Genomic DNA, 17083 nt, shown 5'->3' on the forward strand with positions numbered 1-17083 from the left:
CAAGCGTGGGGCGGCAGGCGGCAGGCGCAGCCTCGTAGCTGGTGTAAAGGCTCAGCCTCAACTATCGGAACAGGTCTTGGCGCGCAGCCCTTGGTTCACAGGCTATCGTCTTGCGCGAGATGGTGGGCAGCCCGATGAAGGTGCGCCATGAAATGGCGCACGCTGGGCTTGAGGTGCACATCGGTACGCGTCAGCGCACACAGCGTCAGGCGCAAAGGGCCCTCCGCCAGCTGGATGGTGTCCAGGTACTGGGTCGCAATCGGATGTGCAGCGATCTGTTGTGGCAGTAGACCGACGCATTTCCCACTGGCAACGATGGACAGCAAGCCCAGCGTGGAGTTCACGAGAGCTCCCGCAGGAGGCGCAGCGAGACCATGCAACTCAAACAGCGTTTTGGCATAGCCGGAGTCGGAAGAAGCCCCGGTGTAAACCCATGGTGCTAGCGCCAGGTCACGCAGGCTGCCGGCCTGGGCAAGCGGGTCGCCCTTCCTCACCACCGGCACCATGGTGATGGGCATCAGCGTCTCCACGACGAACTCTCCGGGCGGTAGCTCGGGAGGCAGCGGCCCCAGCGCGATGTCCACCTCCCCCTTGCGCAGCCGCGTGAGCTGGGCGATGTAGAGCTCTTCCGAAATGCGCAGCTGGATGCCCGGGAAGGCACTGCCAAAAGTGCGCAGCGTTTCAGGCACCAGCAGCATCACGGCCAGCGGCACCGCGCCGATGGTCAGCGCGCCAGTCATGTGACCGTCGAGCTGGCGGATCTGCTCCACGGCCTGCGCCAGTTCGCGCTCGGCGGCCACCGCGCGACCGTACATCACCATGCCCTGCGCGGTGGCCACCACGCCGGTGGTGGAGCGCACGAGCAGGGTGGTGGCCAGCTCACGCTCCAGTTCGCGGATCAGCTTGGTCAGCGCGGGCTGCGACACGCCCAGACGCTTGCCCGCAGCCCGCAGGCTGCCCTCCTCGATGGCCGCCACCAGGGCGCGCAGGTTGGTGAGCTTCATGTTTCCATGATAGCCCCAGGTTATCGCGCTCCCCCGCACAGCATCTTCCACCACCCCAGTCTAATTTTTAGACTCCGAACCAAGCTTGAACCAGATCAAGGTCCGGCGATTGCAGCACATCGTTGTGCAGGCAACCCGAAGAACGAGAAGAAGCAGGAGACAAGACCAATGCAGGAACAGACACTCCACGTGTCGATCACGATGCGCCGACTAGAGCGCCTGTGCGATGCCAGCGCCGCCGTGGGCGCGGCCGTGCTGATGGCCGTGGCTCTCATGACAACCGCCAGCGTGATCGGGCGGGCCTTCTTCTCGCACCCCATCCTCGGGGACGTGGAGCTGGTGCAATTGGGCGGCGCCATCGTGGTGGCCTCGTTCCTGCCCTACACGCAGTTTCGCCGCGCCAACATCGTGGTGGACTTCTTCACGAGCGGTGTAAGCAAAGGCACGCAGCGGTGCATGGACGCCTTCGGCATCCTCCTCTACACGGTCACGCTGGCACTGATCACCTGGCGGGTCGTCGTGGGCGGCATCGACATCCATGCAGCGCAAGAGCGCTCGATGCTCATGGACTTGCCGCTGTGGATTCCCTACGCGCTGATGATCCCCGGGCTGGCGCTGTGCGTGCTCATCGGCATCGCCCAGTTCGCCGAATGCACTGCGCGTGCGCCGCACAAGGACGCCGCATGAGCACGATGTCCACAGGGCTCACCATGTTCGCCGCTATGCTGGTGTTGATGGCGGTGCGCGTGCCAATCGCCATTGCCATGTTCATTCCCGGAGCCCTCGGCTACCTGGCCCTCTCGGGCTGGCTGCCGCTGCTGGCCCACCTCAAGGGCGCGGTGTATGGCCGCGTGTCGGTGTACGACCTGTCGGTGATCCCGCTGTTCATGCTGATGGGCGCCATCGCCGTGCAGGGCGGCCTGGCCAAGGCCTTGTTCGACTTTGCCAATGCGCTCCTGGGGCGTTTCCGTGGTGGCATGGCGATGGCTGGCGTGCTCGCCTGCGCAGCTTTCGGTTCCATCTCCGGCTCCACCGTGGCGACCACCGCGACCATTGCCCAGGTGGCCTACCCGCAGATGCGCCGTATCGGCTACTCGGGCCGGCTGGCCACGGCGGCGCTGGCCACCGGCGGCACCATGGGCGTGCTGCTGCCGCCCTCGGTCACGCTCATGGTCTATGCCATCCTGACCGAGCAGAACATCACCAAGATGTTCCTTGCTGCCTATGTGCCGGCGCTGATCGCTGCGGTCGGCTACATCCTGGCGATTGCCGTCATTGTGCGGGTCAACCCACAGCACGCCCCAGCAGCTCAGACAGTCCCGCATGCGCAGGTGCTCGCCACAGCTGTGAAGGTCTGGCCCATCATTGCAATCTTTGTCGTGGTGTTCGGCGGAATCTACGGAGGCTTCTTCACCGCCACCGAAGGCGCGGCCATCGGCAATGTGCTGACATGCGCGATCACCTTGCTGCGCCGTGAAATGGACTACGGCAAGTTCGTTGCTGCGGTGCGCACCACGGCTCAGACTAGCGGCATGATCTTTCTGATCTTCATCGGTGCCGACATGATCAACGCATCCCTCGCCTTGTCGCAGTTGCCGACGCAACTAGCCGATTTAGTTGGGCATCTGCAGATATCGCCCATGCTGGTCATGGTCGGGGTAATGCTGTTCTACGTGCTGCTGGGCTGCGTGATGGACGAGATGAGCATGATCTTGCTGACCGTGCCCACGCTGTTCCCAGTGATCATGGGCATGGATTTCTTCGGCCTCGGCCAGGCCGACAAGGCCCTGTGGTTCGGCATCCTGATCCTCACCGTCTGCGAGATCGGCATGATCTTTCCGCCCGTGGGGCTCAACGTCTACATCATGAACGGCCTGGCGCGCGACGTGCCGATGGCCGAGACCTACCGGGGCGTCGTGCCCTTCCTGGTCACCGATGGCCTGCGGCTGGGCCTGCTGATCGCCTTTCCCGCCACGGCCCTGTGGCTGGTGCACCGACTGACCTGACAACCCTGCGTCCCCTGCTCAAACCACACCTGAGGGTGGTGGGAGGGAGCCGTGTTGCCTGCATTTTCCGACGACCCGCCGCGAGGCCACCACAAAGAAGGAGACAACTCATGAAACTGCACCACTACCTGCTGGCCCTGTGCGGCCTGGCTGCTGCCGCACTCCCTGCGGCCGCGCAGGAGGTCACGCTCAAGGTGCATTACCACCTGCCGCCCACGTCCTTCGCGGGCACGCTGTTCATCAAGCCCTGGTGCGACCGCATCGCGAAGGAATCCGGCGACCGGATGAAGTGCCAGATTTACCCCTCGATGCAGCTGGGCGGCACGCCGCCCCAGCTGTTCGACCAGGTCCGCGATGGCGTGGCCGACGTGGTGTGGACGCTGCCCGGCTATACCGCCGGACGCTTCCCGTCGATGGAGGCATTCGAGCTGCCCTTCATGATGCAAAACCCCGAAGCAACCAGCAAGGCTCTGTGGGACTACGCACAGGTCCACAGCCAGGGCGAGTTCAAGGACGTCAAGCCGCTGGCATTCCACGTGCATGGCCCGGGGGTGTTCCACATGTCCGGCAAGCCGGTGCGTACCATGGCCGACTTGCGCGGCCTCAAGCTGCGTGCGCCCACGCGACTGACCAACAAGTTCATGGCGATGCTGGGCGCCACGCCGGTCAGCATGCCGGTGCCGCAGGTGGGCGACGCACTCGCGAAGGGCGTGATCGATGGGGCCGTTGTCCCCTACGAAGTGGTGCCGTCGGTCAAGCTCGAGGAGCTGGCGAAATACCACTCGGAGACCGACAGCCACGAGGCCGCCTTCTACACCTCCACCTTCATCTTCGCGATGAACAAGGCGAAGTACGAGGCATTGCCTGCGGACCTGAAGAAGGTGATCGACAACAACTCCGGCCAGGCCTTCTCGGGCCAGATCGGCAAGGCTTTCGTGCAGGCCGATGCCGAGGGCAAGAAGCTCACGGCCAGGAACGCCACCAACGTGATCGCTGTCAGCGAACTGGTCGCCTGGAAAAGGCTGGGCGACAAGTTGTCCGCCGACTGGGTCAAGGAGATGGGCGGCAAGGGCCTGGACGGCGCCAAGTTGCTGGACGACGCCCGGACCCTGATCAAGAAGCACCAGGACGCTGCCGCCCGCTGAGCCGCAACGCATTCCACCCACCACAACAAAGCCCCTTCCACGGGGCCAGGAGACAAGACGCATGCCCACCCATTTCAAACGCCGCGCCCTGGTGTCCGCGCTGGCCCTCATCGCGACCGCCAGCATGATCACCGCCTGCGGCGGCAGCGACGACGCGCCCACCGACGCGGAGGACGCCGCGCTGCAGTTCGACCCCGCCAGCTACACCACGGTCAATGTCACCGTGGACGGCGTGGCCATGAAGGTGCGCCAGTACAAGGTGGTCTATGTCGCCAAGCCCATCCGCATGGCCGCCACGCAGGCCACGCTGGGCGGTGGCAGCACCACGCTGGCCGACACGTTCGCCTACCAGAGCATGGTCATCTCGGTGCCGGAGGCCTCGGCCAGCGACCAGAAGAAGGCCGTGTACATGCTGGTCAACAACGGCGGCTGGTTCACCAGCGCCGTGGCCACCACCATCAACGAAGGCCAGGCCTTCGCCAGCACCAACGACACCGACAACATCGGCGCGGCGCTGAAGGCCGGCTACGTCGTGGCCAACGTGGGCACGCGCAGCCGTGGCGCGCGCGCCGCCGATGGCAGCTGGGCCGGCAAGGCGCCCTCGCCGGTGGTGGACACCAAGGCCGCCATCCGCTACCTGCGCCTGAACGACGCGCGCATGCCCGGCTCGGCCGAGCGCATCGTGCTCACGGGCACCAGCGGCGGCGGGGGGCTCACGGCGGCCGTCTCGGCCAGTGGCAACAGCGCCGACTACCTGCCCTACCTGGCCGAGATCGGTGCCGCCGGCACCACGGGCGCGGGCGCCACGCTGGCCAGCACGCTCAAGGACGATGTGTTCGCCGCCGTGGCCTACTGCCCCATCAACAACCTGGGCAATGCCGACGCGGGCTACGAGTGGGAGTACAGCGCCCTGCGCAGCGATGGCAACACCGGCGCAATCGACGGCGTGGCCTACTCGGCGGGCCAGCAGCCGGCGGCCTCGCGCGCCATTGCGGCGGCCTTCCCGGCCTACCTCAACGGCCTGGGCCTGGCGCGCGAAGACGGCAAGGCGCTGACCGACGCCAACCTGCGCGACGCCACCCTGGCCCAGCTCAAGGACGAGATCGAGCGCCAGATCGCCCGGGGCACGGCCGTGCCCCCGCTGGGCGGCAGCTTCACCGTCACGCAGCGCGGCACCACGGGCAACTACCCCAACGACTGGCTCACGCTGACCGGCACGGGCACCAGCGCCAAGGTGGCGGCCATCGACTACGCGAAGTTCCTGAACTTCGTCACCACCATCACCAAGCTCAAGACCGTGGTGGCCTTCGATGCCGCGGGCGTCACGGGCAACCCGGCCGTCAGCGGCGAGACCAACCTCTTCGGCTCTGCCGCCGCCGAGTACTCCAACTTCACCGAGTGGAGCTGGAACAACAACAGCAAGGCCAAGGACGCATCGGGCCAGGACGACACCGGCCAGCCCTGGGCCAGCTACCTGGCCAGCACCGCCACCAACACGCTGGCGCAGCAGATCAAGCTCATCAACCCGATTGCCTACCTGAACACCAGCGCCGACAGCGCGCCCTACTGGTACGTGCGCCATGGAATGATCGACCGCGACACGGCCTTCGCCATGCAGACCCTGCTGTACCACGCGATCCGCAAGGACCCCAGCGTCAAGGAGGTCAGCTTCAAGCTGCCCTACCTGGTGCCGCACAGCGGCAACTACGACGTGCAGGAGGCCTTCGCCTGGATCAAGGCCAAGCTCGATTCAAACCCCTGACCCCGAATCCCAACGACCTGGCGGCCCGCAGGGGCCGCCCCATTCCCATGGCAACCATCATCGGCGGCATTGCCGCCTCGCACACCCCGACCATCGGCTTCGCGTTCGACCGCGACAAGCGCACCGACCCGGTCTGGGCGCCCATCTTCGAGGCCTTCGCGCCGGTGCAGGACTGGATCGCCGAGCGGCGGCCCGATGTGCTGCTGCTCATCTACAACGACCACGTCACCTCGTTCTTCTTCGACCACTACAGCGCCTTCTCGCTGGGCGTGGGAGAAGAGTGGTCCGTGGCCGACGAGGGCGGCGGTGCGCGCGATCTGCCGCCGATTGCCGGGCACCCGGGCCTGGCGGCGCACATCGGCCAGTCGCTGATGGCCGACGAGTTCGACATGTCCTTCTTCCAGGACAAGGGGCTGGACCATGGCTGCTTCTCGCCGCTGTCGGTGATGTGCCCGCACGAGCCCGCCTGGCCCGTGCAACTGGTGCCGCTGCAGATGGGGGTGCTGCAATTCCCCATCCCGAGCGCGCGGCGCTGCTACAAGCTCGGTCAGGCCCTGCGCCGCGCCATCGAGAGCTACCCCGAGGACCTGCGCGTGGCCATCGTCGCCACCGGCGGCCTCTCGCACCAGGTGCACGGCGAGCGTGCGGGCTTCAACAACCCCGAGTGGGATGCGCGTTTTCTCGACCTGTTCGAGCGCGATCCTGAGCAATTGGCCGACATGACCCATGCCGAGTACGCCGCGCTGGGCGGCTTCGAGGGGGCCGAGGTCATCATGTGGCTGGTGATGCGCGGCGCGCTGGCCTCCCAGGTGCGTTGCCTGCACCGCAGCTACTACCTGCCGTCGATGACCGGCATCGCCGCCGCCATCTACGAGCCCGCCGACAGCGGCCTGCCCGCGCCGGTGCTGCAGCGCCACCGCGCGCACATGCAGCTGCAGCTGGCCGGGGCCGAGGCGCTGGAAGGCACGCACCCGTTCACGCTCGCGCGCAGCGTCAAGGCCTACCGGCTCAACCGCTTTTTGCATGCGCTCGTGCAGCCTGCCGTGCGCGCGGCCTTTCTCGCCGACGAGGAGGTCGCCTATGGGCGCGCCGGGCTCACCGAGGTGGAACGCACCCTGGTGCGCCAGCGCGACTGGCGCGGCCTCATCCACTACGGGGTGATCTTCTTCCTCCTGGAAAAGCTGGGCGCCGTGGTTGGCGTCTCCAACCTGCACATCTACGCCGCCATGCGCGGCGAATCGCTCGAAGCCTTCCAGCAGACGCGCAACACCCAGGCCCTGTACTCCGTGGCCGGCAAGGATGCCGGCGCGCTCGCCTGGGATGCGCCGCCCGCCCCGGCAGCCTCCACCGGCACCTGAGTACACCGATTGTTTTCACCACCACCCTGAAGAAAGAGGAGACCTCCAAGATGAAAACCCATTCCCTGTTCACCCTGGGCCTGCTGGCCGCAGCCTGCGGCGCGGCCTGCGCCCAAAGTGGCACCGGCAGCAGCGTCACGATCTACGGCCTGCTCGATGCCTCGGTCGAGCACCTTTCCAATGCCTCGGCCAACGGCGGCAGCCTCACCCGCATGCCGGGCCTAACCGGCAGCGCACCCTCGCGCCTGGGTTTTCGCGGCGTCGAAGACCTGGGCGGCGGCCTCAAGGCCGGCTTTACGCTGGAGTCGGGCTTCGGCGTGGACAGCGGCACCTACAACCAGGGCGGCCGGGCCTTCGGACGCCAGGCCTTCGTGGGCCTGTCGGGCGACTGGGGCAGCCTGAACCTGGGGCGCCAGTACTCCATGCTGTTCTGGTCGCAGCTCGACGCCGATATCCTCGGCCCCAGCGCCTTCGGCTCCGGCTCGCTCGACAGCTATTTGCCCAATGCCCGCGTGGACAACGCCATCGCCTACCGCGGCACGTTCAGCGGCTTCACCGCCGGCGCCACCTACAGCCTGGGACGCGATGCCGTCAACGCCGGTCCCAGCCCTTCAGGCACCAACTGCGCGGGAGAGTCCGCTACCGACAAGTCGGCCTGCCGCCAGTGGTCGCTGCTGGCCAAGTACGACACCGCAGCCTGGGGTGTGGCCCTGGCGGTGGATGAGATCCGTGGCGGCGCCGGCGCGTTTGCAGGGCTGACCAGCAGCACCCTCAAGGACCGCCGCTCCACCGTGGCCGGCTGGGCGAAGTTCGATGCCTTGAAGCTCGGCGCCGGCCTGATCGCGCGCGACAACGACGCCGCCCCCGCCACACGGCGCAGCAACCTCTGGTACCTGGGCGCGGCCTACAGCGCCACGCCGGTGCTGGTGCTCGACGGCCAGGTGTTCAAGCTCGACTACAAGAACAGCGCCAACCAGGCCACGCTGCTGGCCCTGCGCGCCACCTACCATTTGTCCAAGCGCACGGCGGTGTACGCCACGGCCGGGCACATCGCCAACGACGGTGCGCTGGCCATCTCCGTCAGCAATGCCGCCGCGGGTGGCGCGCCTGCCGCAGGCGGCTCGCAAAGCGGCGTGGCCGTGGGCGTGCGCCACGCGTTCTAATAAAAAAGGGATGACTCCAAGGTTGGCGCCGGGCATGGGCCCGGCGCTTTTTTTGTTCCAACGTCCAGTTCAGAAAGTCGCCGCCTCGCCAGGTTTCAAAGGAAGCACCCGGGTACGGCTTTCGCCTATGGCCTTGATGAAGTCCTCCGGCCGCCCCTTGCCCAGCGGATTCGCGCCGTAGTGCATGGGTATCACGAATCGTGGGCGCAGCCACTCCCGCGTGGCGTACGCTGCGTCCTCTGGTCCCATCGTGAAATGACCTCCAATGGGCATCAGCACCAGGTCGGGCTTGTAGTACTCGGCTATGAACTTCATGTCGCTGAACAGGCCGGTATCTCCCATGTGATAAATCCGAAAGCCATTCTCCAATTCGATAATGAATCCCACCGGCTCACCCGCCGCATGTGGCTCGTCTTTCTCCGTCACTGGATTTTTCCAGACGAGGATGCTGGAGTGCTCTGCATGGACCGCCGTCACCTTGATGCCCTCGACAGGAGTGACGGTACCGCTCTTGTTGAACCTGGGTGCAAGAGCCGGGGGAAGGATTCCCAGCAGGCCCACGGTCTGGTTCATATCGCCCGGTGCATACATCGGCACGTTGTTCAATTTCGCCAATGCAGGCGCATCGGCAAAATGATCGGCATGGGCATGCGTGACCAGCAACACGTCGATCTTTCCAAGCGCTGCGAGATCCTTGTATTTCGCGGGCGTCAATGGATTCTGGATCAACCACGGGTCGGTGACGATCACCTTGCCAGAGGGGGTCTTGATTCGAAATGCCGACTGCCCCAGCCACAGCACCTCGACATTCCCCGCTTTGTGAAGATCTGCGCTGCCAGATGAGCCAACACTGGTAGCACATCCGTAAGGCAGTACCAGGGCGATCACGACGGCTTTCAACAACAACCGAATTCCTTGGCGCATGGGTCCACTCCAAACTCTGGCAACTTCAGCAGGAAAAGGCCTGCTCCAACAGAAAAGGCGCTACTCGGAAGGCTCGGTAGCGCCGGCCTCTGCCGCCACGTTGCATGCCCTCAGAGCGCATCGACAACGGCGCAGGGGCGTCGCCTAATCCGGCTTGATTCCAGTCTCACGGATGAGCTTCTCGTAGCGTTGGCGTTCCGAGCGAACCAGGTTGGCAAACTGCGTGCCGGGACCCGGCGTGACCTCACCACCCACGCCCGACATGCGGGACTTGACCTCAGGCGTGCCCAACGCCTTCTGGATTTCGGCATGCAATTTGTCGGTGATCGACTTGGGGGTTCCTGCAGGCGCCACAAGGCCGTACCAGACCGATGCCTCAAAGCCGGGGTAGCCGGACTCGGCGATCGTTGGGGTGTCGGGGAAAATACTGGTGCGTGCGGAACTCAGCGCTGCAATGACCTTGAGCTTGCCGTTCTTCACATGTGGCAATGCTTCCAGTGCATTCACCGCGACGAGCGGAATCTGACCACCGATGGCGTCAGTGATTGCAGGCCCACCGCCTCGGTAGGGGATATGCTGGAGGGAGATACCGGCCGCTTTGGCGAACAACTCCACCGCCATGTGGGGAGTGGCTCCGTTGCCTGGACTCGCAAATGCAATCGAGCTTGGCTTGGCCTTGGCCGCCGCGATCAGCTGGCTGACGTTGTTGAACGGCGTAGTGGGGTTGGCTGCAATCACTACCGGAACTCTGCCCACTTGCGAAATCAGCACCAGATCTTTCTCCGCATCGAATGGTGCGGGCTGGTACAAGGCCATGTTGGCAGCCAGGGCGTTGGCCGCGAGCATCAGCGTATAGCCATCGGGTGCTGCGGTGATGACGGATTTGACCGCGATGTTGGTGCCGGCACCCGGCTTGTTTTCAACCACCACCGGTTGGCCCATGCTAGTGGAGAGCGACTGCCCGATGGTGCGGGCAATGATGTCCACCGCCCCACCAGCGGGGTAGCCGACAACAAGCTTGATGGGTTTCTCGGGGTAGCTTTGTGCAATGGCACCGCACGCCATGCTCAACGCTGCGATCGCGACGAATGTGCGGCGCGAAAAGGGAAGTTTGTGGGTCAACGATGTCTCCTTGGATGGCTATGCGATGCCTGTGAGGCTGTACGGCCAGTGGGTGATGTGAAGTGAGCGAGGGCTCTGCTCCCGCGCGCGCAAGCGATCGGAAATTCACGGTTGACTCGACTCGCAGATGGGCGCTCAATGGCAGTGTCGAGAAGCCGTGTCGAGAATTCTCGGCCCTCCGTCAGCAGCAAGAGCAGGACCATTCATGTCGCGCGCGTTGTCCATTGTCTGTCTACCCATGCTCCAACGCTAGGCACGCCAACAGCTAGCTGATAGAGCGAGTTGAACTATCGATCGCGTTCGCCAGGCGCCCTGCAAATCGCTTCGCGCGGCGCAGATCCACCCGCAAGCTCGTGGCACTTTTGCCCACTTGTTGAACGTCTATGCACCGCTCCCCGATCTACGTGTTTTTCCGAACTCGGTAGTGTTCTATGCCAGCCCACAATGCGAGCCCGGTTGGTACTTGCGCGCAACCTATCAAGACCCCCATGAACTCCGCCCCTACGCCATTGCTCTCAAATACCGCAGACGCTCACGTAACGGCCGTTCTCAGGGCGCTTTCGCTGCTGGACGCTTTCGACGTTCTCGATGCCCAGTTGCCTCTGGCAGAACTGGCCAAGCGCACCGGCCTGGCCAAGCCCACTGCCTTGCGGCTTGCCCGCACCCTGGCAGCTGCTAACTACCTGGTTCAGCTGGAGGGGGGCTCTTGGCGGCTTGGCCCTGCAGCGGCCCGGCTGGGAGCTCAGTATCAACGCAGCTTTGACCTGCTCAATGTCATCGAGCCTGCGCTTCAGGAGCTTGCGCAGACGACGGGGCACAGCGCATCATTCTTCACGATAGAGCAGGGCCGGCGCGTTCGCCTGCTACGTGTCCGAGGCAAGGACGGCTTTGTCAGTACCTCGCGCGTCGGAGAGTCACTGCCGCTGGAACGCGGATCAGCAGGGCAGGTAATTCTTGCTTACCAAGGAAAGAAAGGCGCGATCAACGATGCCATCCGGGCCCGGGGATACCACCTCACCGTTGGTGAAGCGGATGCCACTGCGGCCAGCCTCGCAGCACCAATCTTCGCTGCACGCAACGGGGTTTTGGGAGCACTGAGCATTACCGTCAGAGCCGAGGCAGCCGCTGCCGTAGAGCTGGAACGCCACGCCCCCATCGTGGTGGCGAGCGCCGCCCGGTTGTCCCAAACGCTGGCCGCTTCACGCTATTTCCCGGGTGACAAAGGCTCCCTCAGAGGCTTCTGGCATCCATGAAGAACCCGAAGGTCGGGCTGCTGCCCGCCCTTCACTTTCATCGGCTGGCAACTAAGATGCATCCGACTTCGGCGCCCTCAGCCAGGCTCACCAGACTCTCGCTTAGAAGGTATGCAGGATGCCTGCAGAGATGCCGGTGCCGTGGTCCTTGTTCACGGCGCCCTGATACCCCCCGCGCCAGTTGGTGCGATCGGCCTCTGCGTACAGCTTCGTGCGACGGGACAGCTTGTACTCCGTGAACAAGATCACCCGTCCATAGCCATCCCGGTTGGCGTTGCCGCTGCGTTCCCTGTCGAGACGGTAGTACGCCGCTGTGACGTCGATCAGTGGAGTAACGGACCATGTCGCGCCCGTGGAAAACACCTCTTGCACGGTTTGCGCGGTCAGGGACGTCTCGCCTTTGCTGCGACCCCAGTTGGCTGCTAACTTTACAGTGCCCCACTGATACGCCACGCCCAGAGTTGACCCATCCAACTCCAGGTCGCTGGCCGCCTTGAACTTCTGGTATGCGCCCGAAACCACCCATCCGGATTGCGAATACACACCGCCCAGTCCCATGGATGTCTGGGCGGAGGAGTTTCCGCTCACCTCACCCAGCGAGTACATCGCACGGCCAGTCAAGGAACCCGCCGTGATGCTGTACTTGACCGAATTGTCCAAGCGGTAGGCACCGGTATTGGCACCGGTGGTTCCATACTCGATTCCCAGGCCGTGCGAACTCAGCGCAGTGCTCACGATATTGGGGTTGAAGCTGGCAAATCGCATGCCGACGGCATCCACCGGAGAGATCGCGTCAGCCAAAAGATTGGTTTGGCGGCCGAATGCGAAGGTTCCCCAACCTCCGCCGATTCCGACCCAGCTCGCGCGATCAAAGAACTTTGCAGAGTTGGCGGTCGCACCCGTGTCAAGGTTGAGACCTGTTTCGAAGTTGAAGGTTGCCCTCATCCCACCCCCCAGGTCCTCGACTCCACGAAAGCCCAAACGGCTTGTGTTGTCGATACCGCTGAGCAGGGCCGTGGCCGAGCCGGATGCAGGTGCATTCGCGGCCGATAGACCGGAGGTGTGGCGGACACCGGCATCGGTGATGCCGTAAATGGTCACGCCGCTCTGAGCCTGGGCGATCACTGGCAGCGCGAAGGCCGAAGCCATCAAAATCTTCTTCATGTCTCTGTTTCCTTGTAATTTGTTGCACGTCTGCGCGGGCACAGGGGCCTCAGTCCACTGTCACTTTTGCGTTGCCCACAACGACTCCCCAGCGTTTCACTTCGTTGTCGATCAACGCACCGAATGCAGTGGGTGAAATCGGCGAAGGCTCAGCGCCTTCCGTCGAAAATCGCTTCACGACATCAGGGCTCGCGAGCGCCTTGTTCACCTGCTCGTTGAGCAGCTTCACCACCGCTGCGGGCGTGCCGGCAGGAGCAACGAGGCCGTACCACTGATCGGCTTCAAACCCAGCAGCGCCCTTGACCTTGGTCTCCGCCACCGTTGGAACATCTGCAAGCAATGACACTCGCTTGGCGCTCGATACAGCGAGCGCCCGCATCTTTCCGGACTTGATATGGGGCAACAGTGCTGGGCTGCCCGTGAACAAGACCTGAATCTGACCTGCGAGCAGATCGTTGACCGAAGGCGCCGTACCTCTGTACGGAACATGCTGCATGGGAGTCCCGGTCTGCAGTTTCAGATACTCCATCGTGATATGGGCCGCGCTCCCATTCCCACCTGAGCCATAGGAGATTTCGTTCGGCTTCGCCTTGGCCAGGGCGACAAGTTCGGCGACCGACTGCGCAGCAACCGAAGGATGCACCACCAACACATTCGGAACCCGGGCAACAAGTGCCACTGGTGCGAAATCGCGCGATGGATTGAGTGCGAGTTTGGGATAGAGGTGGGGGTTTACGGCCAGGGTTCCGGTGTGGCCCATGAACAGCGTGTACCCATCTGCCGCGGCCCTCATGACCCGCTCCGTCGCCAGGCTTCCGCCTGCACCTGCAAGGTTCTCCACGACGACGGGCTGACCTAGCGATTTGGAAAGCTCCTGCCCCACCGCGCGAGCGAGGATGTCTGCCGAACCACCTGGGGTAAAAGGCACCACAAGCTTGACCGGGCGCTGAGGGAACCCTTGCGCATGTGCGCCCATCCCGATTAGTGAAAGCGAAGCGATTGCGGCTAGCAGGCAATGGCGACGCGAAGCAAGAGCATTCACGGCATCTCTCCAGTTATCTGTTCATTGTTGGATCGCATTGGCGGCCGGCTCGGCAGCCATGAAGGGCGAAAGCTTAGGTGGCGCAGCCCAGGCGTTCAACGGCGTTACGCACCGTGGAACGATCGCGGGTAATCCCTGTTCAAGGCCATGTTTCCACGTTCGGACGAGACACCATTGCTCATACCAAACAGGCATACCTCCCTGTGGCTTTGGAGTCTTTCCGAACGGACCACCTTCTGCAACAGTTTGCCCCGCGCCATCAATCAACGCGCGCTTTTCAAAGCAAGAATCCAGGAGACATCCATGAAATTTCGCATCGGTACTTTGACGGCTCTGTGTGCCTTCTCTTTCATTTCAACGGGCATCCCTGTCGCCGCACAAACCTCCGGGTCTGGCGGATCGGTGTCGATCTATGGAACCTTGGACACCTACGTCGGATCGATGCGCCGCAGTGACCAGCCGGGACGTACCACCAACGTCAACAGCGGGGGATTGACGACATCCTTCCTGGGGTTCCGTGGAACGGAGGATCTGGGCTCAGGAGCGAAAGCGTTCTTTGTTCTGGAGAGCTTTCTCCAGGTAGACAGCGGCTCGGCGGGCCGGACCACTGCGGATCCATTCTTTTCGCGGAACTCGTTTGTCGGCCTTTCGAACGGCTACGGCCAATTGACCATCGGCAGACAGACCAATCCGATGTATGTCGCGACTGGGGCATTCAACCCCTTTCTTGCTTCGGCCAATCTGAGCCCTGTGCTCTTGCATGTGTGGAGCGCGAACTACAACCGCACGGTGGTTGGGGACACCGTCTGGGACAACAGCATCCAGTATTCAACGCCACGCCTCGGTGGCTTCACCGGCTCGGTGACCTACGGTTTGGGGGAGGTGGCTAACGACAGCGGCGTGAGAAATTTGAACGCCACGGCCAACTATGCCGATGGCGCATTCGCTGCCGTCGTATCTGCCCAGCAGGTCAAGATTGGCCCGGGCCTGACGGCGGCTATGGGCAGCGAAAAGGCGGCCATGACCGGCATGTCCTATGACTTCACTGCAGCCAAGGTCTATGGTCAATACTTCTGGACTGACACCCGAGACACGCGCCTGAAGACCAAGACTGCGCAAGTTGGTGTGGGGATTCCCCTAGGCAACGGCAACGTCATGGCTTCCGTTGCACATACCCGCCGTGAGGCCCCCAACGTGGATGCCAGCCGCACAACTGCAGGTCTTGGGTATGACCACTTCCTGTCCAAGAGAACCGACCTCTACGCAGTTGCGCTGAAAGACAAGTTCACCGGCTTTTCATCCGCAACGAGCCTCGCACTGGGCATCCGCCATCGCTTCTAAAGACCGAACCAAGGAAACACCAAGATGAAATTCTCCAAGACGCTGGTGCTGCGACCCCTGGCACTGCTCATAGCCACCGCAGCGGTGTCCGCCGCGGCCTTTGCGCAGACTCCAGGGCGTCCGATTCGCCTCGTAGTGCCCTTTGGTCCTGGCGGCGTGGCCGACCTCACCGCCCGCGTCGTTGCCCAGAAAATGACCGAAAACATGGGCCAGAGCATCGTCGTGGACAACAAGCCCGGCGCCGGCGGAATCGTCGCTGCTGATGCGGTCGCCAAGGCCCCTCCAGACGGGAATACGTTGCTTCTGATGTCCAATGGCAACGCCGTCAGCGCAGGTCTCTTCAAGACGCTTCCCTTCGATCCGCTCAAGAGCTTTTCGCCTGTCTCGATGCTGGGTACGTTCGACATCGCAGTGATTGCAAGTCCCAAGTCACGCTTCAAGGACATCAAGTCGGTCATCGAGTATGCCAAGGCGAATCCCGGAAAGCTGAACCTCGGGACGATCAATATCGGAAGCACGCAGAACCTGGCAGCGGAACTGTTAAGGCGCAGCCTTGGCATCGATGTCACCATCGTGCCGTTCAACAGCTCGGCAGCGGTGACGAGTGCACTTCAAGGCGAACAGATCGATGCCGCCATCGAGATCCTGGCACCGGTTCTGGGACAGATCTCCGGCAAGACGCTGAACGCTCTTGCGGTCATGGGAGACCAGCGATCAACCGCACTGCCCGCCGTCCCGACCATTGCCGAGAGTGGCGCGCCCAACTTCAATGTAGCTTCGTGGAACGCCTTCGCAGCCCCTGCGAACACACCTGCCGCAGTCATTGAGCGCTTGAACAAGGAGACCAATGCAGCCCTCAACTCACCTGAAGTCAAAGAGAAATTGTTGAAGCTTGGTGTTCAGGCGAAAGGTGGCAGTCCTCAAGACCAGTGGAGCTTTTACGAACGCGAGGTTAAACGCTGGACCGAGATCATTCGGGTAGCCAACATTCCAAAACAGTGAGTGGGTTGAAGCGGGGGCAGCATGCGCTGACCTCTGCACAGTCGAGATCCAAGGTTGCACCGGGCTTGCCCGGTGTTTTTTTGCCGGTGCACCCTGAAAGGGCTGGCGAAAGCGATGCCGATGGTTCAATTCTTCAACGCCCTGAATGCCGGCGAACGACGCAGATTGCAACACTATCGCCCCTGCGAGAGGCCCAAGGCAACGCTCGGCTTGACGGCCCGACACATCGCCAGAAGGGGGATGCCGCCCGGCGCCGTGGTGCTGGCGCAGTGGCCGACAGGGCCGGTATGCGAAGCTGCCTCCCCTACTCCGCCGTCAGCTTGCGCTCCTTGATGATGGCGGCCCACTGGGCGGATTCCTTCCGCATGAAGGCCGTGAGTTCCGCGCGCGTCGTGGGCTGGGGCGTCAGGCCATGCTTGTCCAGCGCCTCCTTCACGGCCGGGTCGCCCAGCACGGCCACGATCTCCTTGTTCCAGCGGTCCAGGATCGCCGCAGGCGTCTTGCCCGGCGCCACGAAGGCATACCAGTTGAGCGCCTCGAAGCCCGCAAAACCCGACTCCGCCACCGTGGGGATGCCCGGCAGATAGGCCGGCCGTGTGAGCCCGGTCGTGGCCAGCGGCACCAGCCGACCGGCCTCCACATGCGGCATGGCCGTGGGCGGGGCCGAGAAGTACGAGGCCACGCGCTCGCCCAGCAGGTCCTGCAGCGCAGGCGCCCCACCCTTGTAGGGCACATGCACCATGTCGATGCCTGCACGCTGGTTGAAGAGTTCGCCTGCCAGGTGCGAGGCCGATCCC

Annotated in this window: 15 protein-coding genes; 9 read left to right on the forward strand and 6 right to left on the reverse strand. The window is 63.6% G+C overall.

What is annotated here, in order from left to right:
* Positions 1-95: 95 nt before the first annotated feature.
* Positions 96-1004 (reverse strand): LysR family transcriptional regulator, encoded by a 909-nt coding sequence (locus PMI14_RS22720; RefSeq protein ID WP_007857756.1) that lies wholly within the window; start codon positions 1002-1004, stop codon positions 96-98.
* Positions 1005-1205: 201 nt separating this feature from the next.
* On the opposite strand from PMI14_RS22720, the gene PMI14_RS22725 reads away from it, so the two are divergent.
* The 6 genes from PMI14_RS22725 (at position 1206) to PMI14_RS22750 (ending at position 8438) form a co-directional block, all read left to right on the forward strand.
* Complete coding sequence (locus PMI14_RS22725; RefSeq protein WP_238541886.1) at positions 1206-1691, forward strand: TRAP transporter small permease; 486 nt, start codon at positions 1206-1208, stop codon at positions 1689-1691.
* Entirely contained in the window at positions 1688-3010 is a 1323-nt protein-coding gene (locus PMI14_RS22730) for a TRAP transporter large permease (protein ID WP_007857758.1), read from the forward strand. Before PMI14_RS22725 ends, PMI14_RS22730 begins: the two co-directional genes overlap by 4 nt.
* A gap of 110 nt (positions 3011-3120) precedes the next feature.
* Positions 3121-4155: a TRAP transporter substrate-binding protein gene (locus PMI14_RS22735; RefSeq protein ID WP_007857759.1), complete on the forward strand. Its 1035-nt coding sequence runs from the start codon at positions 3121-3123 to the stop codon at positions 4153-4155.
* 61 nt (positions 4156-4216) lie between these two features.
* Complete coding sequence (locus PMI14_RS22740) at positions 4217-5917, forward strand: subtype B tannase (protein WP_007857760.1); 1701 nt, start codon at positions 4217-4219, stop codon at positions 5915-5917.
* Positions 5918-5964: 47 nt separating this feature from the next.
* Positions 5965-7275 (forward strand): gallate dioxygenase, encoded by a 1311-nt coding sequence (locus PMI14_RS22745; RefSeq protein WP_007857761.1) that lies wholly within the window; start codon positions 5965-5967, stop codon positions 7273-7275.
* A gap of 50 nt (positions 7276-7325) precedes the next feature.
* Entirely contained in the window at positions 7326-8438 is a 1113-nt protein-coding gene (locus tag PMI14_RS22750; RefSeq protein ID WP_007857762.1) for a porin, read from the forward strand.
* A gap of 69 nt (positions 8439-8507) precedes the next feature.
* Here PMI14_RS22750 and PMI14_RS22755 read toward each other — a convergent pair whose 3' ends face one another.
* Complete coding sequence (locus tag PMI14_RS22755) at positions 8508-9362, reverse strand: metal-dependent hydrolase (protein WP_007857763.1); 855 nt, start codon at positions 9360-9362, stop codon at positions 8508-8510.
* Positions 9363-9506: 144 nt separating this feature from the next.
* Positions 9507-10484: a tripartite tricarboxylate transporter substrate binding protein gene (locus PMI14_RS22760; RefSeq protein WP_007857764.1), complete on the reverse strand. Its 978-nt coding sequence runs from the start codon at positions 10482-10484 to the stop codon at positions 9507-9509.
* Positions 10485-10972: 488 nt separating this feature from the next.
* On the opposite strand from PMI14_RS22760, the gene PMI14_RS22765 reads away from it, so the two are divergent.
* Positions 10973-11737: an IclR family transcriptional regulator gene (locus tag PMI14_RS22765; protein WP_052024465.1), complete on the forward strand. Its 765-nt coding sequence runs from the start codon at positions 10973-10975 to the stop codon at positions 11735-11737.
* A 102-nt stretch (positions 11738-11839) separates the two neighbouring features.
* Here PMI14_RS22765 and PMI14_RS22770 read toward each other — a convergent pair whose 3' ends face one another.
* Both PMI14_RS22770 and PMI14_RS22775 read right to left on the reverse strand, forming a co-directional pair.
* A complete protein-coding gene (locus tag PMI14_RS22770) occupies positions 11840-12901 on the reverse strand; it encodes a porin (protein ID WP_007857766.1) in 1062 nt (353 codons plus the stop codon).
* Positions 12902-12950: 49 nt separating this feature from the next.
* A complete protein-coding gene (locus PMI14_RS22775) occupies positions 12951-13943 on the reverse strand; it encodes a tripartite tricarboxylate transporter substrate binding protein (protein ID WP_007857767.1) in 993 nt (330 codons plus the stop codon).
* Between the two features lie 303 nt (positions 13944-14246).
* On the opposite strand from PMI14_RS22775, the gene PMI14_RS22780 reads away from it, so the two are divergent.
* Positions 14247-15284: a porin gene (locus tag PMI14_RS22780; RefSeq protein ID WP_007857768.1), complete on the forward strand. Its 1038-nt coding sequence runs from the start codon at positions 14247-14249 to the stop codon at positions 15282-15284.
* Between the two features lie 24 nt (positions 15285-15308).
* Positions 15309-16286, forward strand: coding sequence for a tripartite tricarboxylate transporter substrate binding protein (locus PMI14_RS22785; protein WP_007857769.1), 978 nt, complete (start codon positions 15309-15311; stop codon positions 16284-16286).
* A gap of 304 nt (positions 16287-16590) precedes the next feature.
* Here the strand turns inward: PMI14_RS22785 and PMI14_RS22790 are convergent.
* A partial coding sequence (locus PMI14_RS22790) for a tripartite tricarboxylate transporter substrate binding protein (RefSeq protein ID WP_007857770.1) occupies positions 16591-17083 on the reverse strand: 493 nt, incomplete at its 5' end.

It is taken from the genome of Acidovorax sp. CF316 (genome assembly GCF_000276605.1).
GTDB lineage: Bacteria > Pseudomonadota > Gammaproteobacteria > Burkholderiales > Burkholderiaceae_C > Acidovorax.